The organism is Acinetobacter sp. UBA6720 (assembly GCF_002454215.1).
Classification (GTDB): Bacteria; Pseudomonadota; Gammaproteobacteria; order Pseudomonadales; family Moraxellaceae; genus Acinetobacter.
On the sequence record NZ_DKIK01000089.1, the window covers coordinates 1 to 7,530 of the forward strand.

The 7,530-nt window shown below is 39.3% G+C and carries 8 protein-coding genes; 3 read left to right on the forward strand and 5 right to left on the reverse strand.

The genetic code is table 11. The features are described from left to right. Positions 1 to 140: 140 nt before the first annotated feature. The 5 genes from B4F08_RS07760 to B4F08_RS07780 all read right to left on the reverse strand — a co-directional run bounded on the left by B4F08_RS07760 (position 141) and on the right by B4F08_RS07780 (position 5,626). A complete protein-coding gene (locus tag B4F08_RS07760) occupies positions 141 to 701 on the reverse strand; it encodes a lytic transglycosylase domain-containing protein (protein ID WP_291374034.1) in 561 nt (186 codons plus the stop codon). Between the two features lie 353 nt (positions 702 to 1,054). Then, a complete protein-coding gene (locus B4F08_RS07765) occupies positions 1,055 to 2,254 on the reverse strand; it encodes an acyl-CoA dehydrogenase family protein (RefSeq protein ID WP_291374035.1) in 1,200 nt (399 codons plus the stop codon). A gap of 17 nt (positions 2,255 to 2,271) precedes the next feature. Further along, positions 2,272 to 3,558 carry an acyl-CoA dehydrogenase family protein gene (locus B4F08_RS07770; protein WP_291374122.1) on the reverse strand — a complete coding sequence of 429 codons (1,287 nt, stop codon included), beginning with the start codon at positions 3,556 to 3,558 and terminating at the stop codon, positions 2,272 to 2,274. Between the two features lie 231 nt (positions 3,559 to 3,789). Continuing rightward, entirely contained in the window at positions 3,790 to 5,163 is a 1,374-nt protein-coding gene (locus tag B4F08_RS07775; RefSeq protein ID WP_291374036.1) for an ABC1 kinase family protein, read from the reverse strand. 157 nt (positions 5,164 to 5,320) lie between these two features. Then, positions 5,321 to 5,626, reverse strand: coding sequence for a hypothetical protein (locus B4F08_RS07780; RefSeq protein ID WP_086210648.1), 306 nt, complete (start codon positions 5,624 to 5,626; stop codon positions 5,321 to 5,323). Positions 5,627 to 5,818: 192 nt separating this feature from the next. On the opposite strand from B4F08_RS07780, the gene B4F08_RS07785 reads away from it, so the two are divergent. The 3 genes from B4F08_RS07785 to B4F08_RS17265 all read left to right on the forward strand — a co-directional run. Beyond that, a complete protein-coding gene (locus tag B4F08_RS07785) occupies positions 5,819 to 6,241 on the forward strand; it encodes a lysozyme inhibitor LprI family protein (protein ID WP_086210647.1) in 423 nt (140 codons plus the stop codon). A gap of 105 nt (positions 6,242 to 6,346) precedes the next feature. Then, positions 6,347 to 7,357: a 50S ribosomal protein L3 N(5)-glutamine methyltransferase gene (gene prmB / locus B4F08_RS07790; RefSeq protein WP_291374123.1), complete on the forward strand. Its 1,011-nt coding sequence runs from the start codon at positions 6,347 to 6,349 to the stop codon at positions 7,355 to 7,357. A 15-nt stretch (positions 7,358 to 7,372) separates the two neighbouring features. Continuing rightward, positions 7,373 to 7,530: chorismate synthase (locus B4F08_RS17265; RefSeq protein ID WP_414632466.1), on the forward strand; the 158-nt coding region annotated here is incomplete at its 3' end.

The following is a 7,530-nucleotide window of genomic DNA, read 5'->3' on the forward strand; positions in this document are numbered from 1 at the left end:
AAATATAGAGGAAAGAAGAAGAGAACAGAAACCATATCGTATAAAAAATTTATATTCATGCATGATCTAAAAGGATTATTCAAAAGTTAAAGTTAATGAATTTCCATGTGTCTCAATTCAAAGATCAATGTTTGAAAAACTTATAAGGCTCCTTTTAGGCTTTTTTGATGTTCTTTCACTTGTTTAGCATATTTTTTTCCTTGGCGTTTCATCTTCCAGCTTGAATGGTAGCCTGTTGGACCGACATTATAATAAGCCAAAGCTTTGGGCCAACTTTCTGCTTTTTGGTTATAGTTGGAGAGAATGTACGTGCCACAATTAATATTATTAACTTCCTCAAATAAATCGCCAGGGCAAGTTTGTTGCCAATAGCGTGGGATAACTTGTGTTAAGCCAATAGCACCAGCAGGGGAAATAGCATAATTACGGTAACTAGACTCTTGTCTTATAACAGCCGCAATTAACAATGGATCGACATTATAACGATCCGCACTTTGCACAATCATTGGCGCAACACGCTGTGCTGTAGTTGCTTCAACAGCATATGCCTTTTGAATGCCATTGGCTAATTTTTCTGAACGCTTTTCAACAGAACCACCACCGAGCGATGAACAGCCTGTAAATATTAAAGCTGTTGTTAAAATTAAAACAGATTTGGTTCTAATTTGAGATGTGGGGAGGGATCTTTGAAAATTCAACAAGCTGCATATCCGTTGGTTTTAGCATTTGAAATGATCATATTCATCAGGTAAAGCACAGTCAACCCAGTGTGAGAGATGCTCTTTTATGGATTTGTTAAATTTGCCTTTTATTTAAGCAATATTTTCGATGTTAGGCAAGCACGCTGATTTCTAATGCTCTTAACATGATTCCATGACATGAAAGATAGATATAAATAGATTGTATCTAAATAGATTGTATCTAAATAGCCTAAGTAATCATAATGTCAGTTCATTTGTGTCTATGGGGGGACAACTTTAGATGAGGTAATATTTTAGCTAAACGCTTTTGGATGAAAGGCGATAGTTTTAGTTATCGCCTTATTAATATTGAATTATTTTAATTCACTGGATGACTTGCCTAGTTCACGGCGCGCGATAATGAGTTGCTGAATTTGCTGAGTCCCTTCAAAAATATCTAGAATTTTAGAATCTCTTGCCCATTTTTCTAAAAGCTCATCTTCGTTATAGCCTACTGTTGCTGCAAGTTCGACGCACTTGAGCGTAATTTCATTACAGATCCGGCCAGCTTTAGCTTTTGAGATAGAGGCTTCTTTTGAGTTCGTTTTTCTGTTATCTGCCATCCATGCGGCTTTTAAGGTCAGTAAACGTGCCGCTTCCCATTCGGCTTCCATACGATAAATTTGACTCTCAATATGAGTCGTCTGTAAGTATGGCGTTATGTATTGAGGATCAAAATAATCGCTAAAAATCTCTTTAATGCGTTCTAGTGAGGCCTTGGCACAGCCTATAGCCATTGCTGCAACGAGTGGACGGGTATTATCAAAAGTTTCCATCACACCAGCAAAGCCTTTAGTTGCATCTATTTCAGCATTGCCAAGTAAATTGCTTGCAGATACACGGCAGTCAATAAAACGAATAACTGCGGTGTCAGATGCTTTAATTCCTAGCTTATGCTCTAAGCGTTCTACCATCATGCCAGCTGTTCCTTTAGGAATCACAAAAGATTTGATCGCTGAACGCCCTAACTTTTTATCCAGAGTTGCCCAAACAACGATAGCATCGGCACGTTCACCTGAAGTCACGAAAATCTTTTCACCATTTAAGATGTAATCATCACCATCTTGTGTTGCAGTGGTGCGAATAGCAGCAGAGTCCGAGCCACAGTTTGGTTCAGTGATTGCCATGGCCGCCCATGTGTTTTTGAAGCGCTCCAACTGCTCTTCATTGGCAACAGCGGCTATTGCTGAATTCCCCAGCCCTTGACGGGGCATTGATAGAAGTAAAGCGGTATCTCCATAGCACATCTCAATTACACTTAAAGCGGTAGAGAGATTCACTCCATTTTTATTGCCTTGTTCATTGGTACCCCGCTTACCAACAGCGGCCCCTGCGTTCATACCTTCACCACCTTCATTCATACCATCGACTAAGGATGCCAACATATCCAGTTCTTTAGGATAGCTATGTTCAGCTTTATCGTATTTTCGGGAGATAGGGCGAAGTACATTGATGGCCACTTGGTGGGCTTGATCAATCAGCAATTTAAATTTTTTAGGGTTTTGTAAATTCATGCCAGTTTTCCTTTTTATTATGCATGTAGACCAGAGTGAACAATTGCTGTTGCACGTAAATCACGATACCAACGTTCGACAGGGTGTTCTTTGGTGAATCCGTGCCCACCTAAAATCTGTACACCATCAGTGCCAATTTTCATGGCTTTTTCGGCGCAAAGTAAACGTGCTAAATAGGCTTCACGGTGAAATGTCTGCCCAGATTCAGCTAGACTTGCTGCATTTAGGATAAGCATACGCATGGCATCAATTTCGATGGCCATATCGGCAATCATAAAAGCAACACTTTGACGGTGAGAAATGGGTTCACCAAAGGCGGTGCGTTCATTGGCATATTCAATACAATATTTTTTGACTGCTTCACATGTGCCAACCGCCATTGCACACCACATTAAATTGCCGAGGTCTAAAAATGCAGTGTAGTTGAAGTCTTCATCACCTAAGCGTAAAGCAGGGGTTTGATTAAAAATTAAAGTTGCTGTTTCGGTGGCTTTGAGCCCCATAGCGGGAGATTTTTTAAACTGAATACTTTCATCGCGTCTGAGAATAAAAACTTCAGCTTGGCCATTAAGCTCGGCACTGACAAGGAAAATATCTGCACTTTCAGCCAATAGTACCAGTGTCTTTTCCCCTTGAATAAAATACTGGCCATCACGTGAAATGGCTTTGGTTTTTAACTGGTAAGGATTAAAAGCAGGCGTAGCTTCTTGAATTGCAAAGCTAGCGCGAATGCTACTGTCTTGCGCAAAACTGTTCAAATATAAAGCTTGTACTTGCTCAGAACCCCATTGTGTAATGGCATTAATCACACTAAAGGTAGAGAGCATACCCGCAGCTAAACTAAAATCACCTTTGGCCAAATGCTCCGCAATAAGTATATTACTCAGAATATTTTTTTCAGATGCAATACCGCCGAGTGCTTCAGGCAAAGCATAAAAGTTTAGACCTAGGTCTTCGATATATTGCCAAAGTTCTGTTGGAAAAGTTTCATTTTGATCGGCATTTGCGGCTAATGGGTAAAGTACATCTGCAGCGAATTGAGACATGGTGTCGATGGTCATTTGCTGATCTTCTGAATAGTTCAGATCAAATAATGATTTTTCTTGATTGTTGAGCCGCTGTTTATGCAGACCTGTATTGGCTTTAAAAGCTTTTTGCGTTTTTGATAGGGTTTTAAAGCTTGCTTTTGAACCCTGATAAAGCGATTTCTCCACGAATTTTCTGAGTCTTAATTGGTCAAGTACGTCACTACTTGCCATCTTTGTGATCAGTGATAAGCCAAATCCCTGCGCTTTATTTACCATATTTGTCATTATTTTCATCCAGCAGAATTATTCTGTATTTTTATGCTGACATAGCGGAACATGAATGACTATGTCATCGCTGACATGATGTATTGTCAAAGATAAACGGTAGGTGGTGTGTTTTAAATTCTTCTAATGATTTGTTTTTAAAGTTTTTTATTAAATCGTTGGAAATTGAATTGATTGATCAATTGACCAAAATGACATTGCATCATTTTGGTCATGCAGCTTTTAGATGAACTTTTCAACCATTGCGCGGACATTAGTTTTCGCTTCAATCACGGTCATAAAGGTATAAGCACCGATGAATTTACGGCTGATAAACATAAATTCTTTGGGTGGAACACTGAAATAGCGAGACGCCATCGACTTAGACGCTTGTTGCATGACACGGCTATGAAGTTGGCTAGCTTTCCAGTCATAAGCAAAGTTTTGATCCATAACACCAGTAGGTAAGTCAGGATTGTTACTAGGACTGCTGAATGCTTCAGTTGCAAGTAAAAAAACTTTAGCCATATCTGGTTTAATGCTTTGAGGGATAGAGTCGAAAAATTCATAGCCTGTCATTGCTTGAACCATTTCTTCACTATTGTGGTTAAATCCAGCATGAATGAGCTTGTGTGCAACACCGAGTAAGTGTTCATCAAACTGTCGAATTGCACCAAAGTCAAGCAGAACGATTTTATCCAAGATATCATTGCCATTACCTAAGCGAACCAGATAGTTACCAAAGTTCGGATCGGTCTGCATTTCACCCCATTCAAAAATCTCGCGTACCGCAATTTCAAGTGATGCTTCACCAAGTTTGTTGCGACGTTCTTGCGGTAGAGACAGCATGACGGGGCTGTTAATCGGCACACCACGTTCAAAGGTCATGCATAACAATTGGTCTGTGCAATAGTCATCAATAATTTGTGGCACGATGTAGCGTGGGTCTTCTTTTAAGCGAGCAGCAAAGCGGCGTGTAGTTGCAGCCTCAATTTTATAATTCACTTCACGGTGCATCATTTCACGGACTTCGTCGAACCATTGATCGAACTCACGTGTTTGCGGCACCATGCGTGTCAGTTTAAGCATATTTTTGAATAGGCTCATGTCTGAGTCAATGGCTTCAGCAACGCCTGGGTATTGAATTTTTAATACCACCTCTAAACCATCAGACTTACGTGTTGCGCGGTGCACTTGTGCAAGTGATGCAGTGCCTAAAGGTTCGTGGTCGATGGTTAAATCATCCAGTTTAGAACCCAATTGGCTGTGTAATTGCTGTTTAATCGCAGGCCATGCTAAAGCGACTGTTTGATTGTTTAGAGTATTTAACGCTTGTGTGATTTCTTCTGGTAAAAAATGTTCACCATATAGCGCCATCATTTGGCCAATTTTGACGATGGAACCTTTAAGCTTGCCAATTTCAGATACCAAATAATCGGCTTGTTCTTTCATGGCTTTTTTGCGTTTTTTTTCTTTTTCTTCTTCACTAGAAAACATAGACGTTGCGCTAGAAGCTGCCCAACGTGTTCCAGCAAGCAACGAAGCTTTGGCAATCGATAAACGACGATCCATAGAGGAGGTTTTCAGTTGTTTAAGCTTATCGTTGTGATCTGACATAATTCAGTAAAATCCTTTCATCAGCAAGGGCAGCACTTAAGATTGTAACGGATAATATCGTGTATTCACGTATTAAAAAAGTTCAACTTGCTGAATAGCGAGTTAAAAAAGCTTATAAGTGTCAGATAAGTACTTAAAAATAGCTCAACCTGAGGTTTTACATGCGAAATTGGATTTTAAGTTTGTTCTTCTGAATCAGTTCATTTTTATGCGTTTGAATGTGTTGTAGAATCATTTCTTGCACAGGTTGGTGCATAAAACCGTGTGCATAACCTTTAACAATAATGATGCTTGGTAGACTAAAAAAGAAATATTTTGCATCTTCAACGGTCGCGCAGTCAAAGATACCTTGTTGTTGTAGTAGGTTTTGAAAAAAAGCTTTTTCAATGTCGACGTGGTTATTTTCAGTGTCATTCCAATAACGCTCACGCATCGCCATTAGATTATTGTGTTTATAACTCATAGGTTGGGACGTAATCAGCAAAATAATTCATTTCATAATAAAGCCATTTGATCTGATTTCAATGTAAAGCCTGTGACTTCATGTAAAAGTAAGGATGTGGAAATTTTATAAGTGTTTAGTATGTTCATACAAAATAGGATGTTATATTAAAGCGCTGCAACGCGTAGATGTTGTGAATGATTAGATTAAAAAATGATTAAAGAACATTTGTTTTGGGGAATGGAATTGAAACAGATATTAGGTCTACTCCTTGTAATGGGATTGTGCGGTGGTTCAGCCTTTGCGATGGGTCCAAGTAAAGAATATGAAATATGTATGAAACAAACAGGCAATGTATTGAGTGAGATTGATACATGCATGAGTAAAGAATATAAAGTACAAAAAAAACGCTTAAAAAAAGTGTTCAAAATATATTTAGACAAAACCCCTACTAATGAGCAAGCTTTGGTTAAACAATCTCATCAGCAATGGCTTGAGCAGCGTGATCAAATTTGTAATAACAAACCCATTGTGAAAAATGAAAAGACTGAAGTTCAGCGGATTTCATGTCTGATGCAAATGACACAAACCCGTGCAGATATGTACGAAGCACGTACAGGCAGTATAAGCAAATAAGTGCAAAGCGTATGAAAATGTGTTTGCTGTGCATCAAAACATTATAAATCATAGAAAAACAGGGTATCATAAGGCGTTTTTACAATGACCTTGGAGACGCCTTTAGTGGATCGCCCGACTATTAGCCCTGAACATATACAGGAAGCCGCTGAAAACTTAAGTACAATTCGTGATTTTATCCGTTTTGGAGTGACAGCATTACGTCAATACGATGCACATTTAGGTCAAGGTACAGAAGACTATTTTGCTGAAAGTTCAGCGTTGGTGTTACAGACTTTATCTTTAGATTGGAATGCGGATGCTGAAATCTTAGATTCAAAGTTACTACCAAGTGAAAAAGCAGAAGTTTTAAGTTTATTAGAACGTCGTATTAATGAAAAAGTACCGACTTCGTATTTGCTTAATTTGGCATATTTTGATGGTAAACCATATTATGTCGACGAGCGTGTACTGATTCCGCGTTCACCGATTGCAGAATTGATTCAAAACCGTTTTGCACCTTATTGCTTAGGTGAAAATGGCCAAATGGGTGAGGCAGTCAATAACTTGCCAGAAAATCCAAATCCAAAAACACCACAACGTATTTTAGATATGTGTACGGGTTCAGGTTGTATCGCGATTGCTTTAGCTTATGCCTACCCAGATGCTGAAGTGGATGCAACTGATATTTCTAAAGAAGCTTTAGAAGTGGCTCAAATTAACTCAGAACACCACGACAAGCAATATCAAGTGGCTTTACTTGAGTCTGACTTGTTTGCCAAAATTCCTGCTGAAAATCAATATGATCTCATCGTGTCTAATCCGCCTTATGTGGATGCTGAAGACATGGCAGACTTACCAGAAGAATTTCACCATGAACCAGAATTGGCACTGGCAGCGGGTCAAGATGGCTTGGATTTGGTTCGTAAAATGTTAGTTCAAGCACCAGATTACTTAACTGAAGATGGTCTCATCGTGATTGAAGTGGGTAATTCTGAATGGGCAATGCGCCAAAACTTTAATACCGTTGATTTTTACTGGTTACAGTTCCAAAAAGGCGGTACAGGAATTTTTGCATTGACTGCAGCTCAGTGCCGTCAATTCCGTGATTTATTCATTCAATCTGTTCAAGCATAAAAGGAGTCGTTGGACATGGCAGGTAATAGTATAGGGCAACTCTTCCGTGTAACGACTTGTGGTGAATCTCATGGTGTAGGCTTAATGGCGATTGTGGATGGTGTTCCACCGGGTCTTGAGCTTACAGCAGACGATTTGCAAAAAGATTTAGACCGTCGTAAGCCGGGCACCTC

What these genes read in the sequence shown, in the direction of transcription:
- B4F08_RS07765 (WP_291374035.1), bottom strand. Translation starts at nt 2,254, where the DNA reads ATGAATTTACAAAACCCTAAAAAATTTAAATTGCTGATTGATCAAGCC.
- B4F08_RS07770 (WP_291374122.1), bottom strand. Translation starts at nt 3,558, where the DNA reads ATGGTAAATAAAGCGCAGGGATTTGGCTTATCACTGATCACAAAGATG.
- B4F08_RS07775 (WP_291374036.1), bottom strand. Translation starts at nt 5,163, where the DNA reads ATGTCAGATCACAACGATAAGCTTAAACAACTGAAAACCTCCTCTATG.
- B4F08_RS07780 (WP_086210648.1), bottom strand. Translation starts at nt 5,626, where the DNA reads ATGAGTTATAAACACAATAATCTAATGGCGATGCGTGAGCGTTATTGG.
- B4F08_RS07785 (WP_086210647.1), top strand. Translation starts at nt 5,819, where the DNA reads ATGATTAAAGAACATTTGTTTTGGGGAATGGAATTGAAACAGATATTA.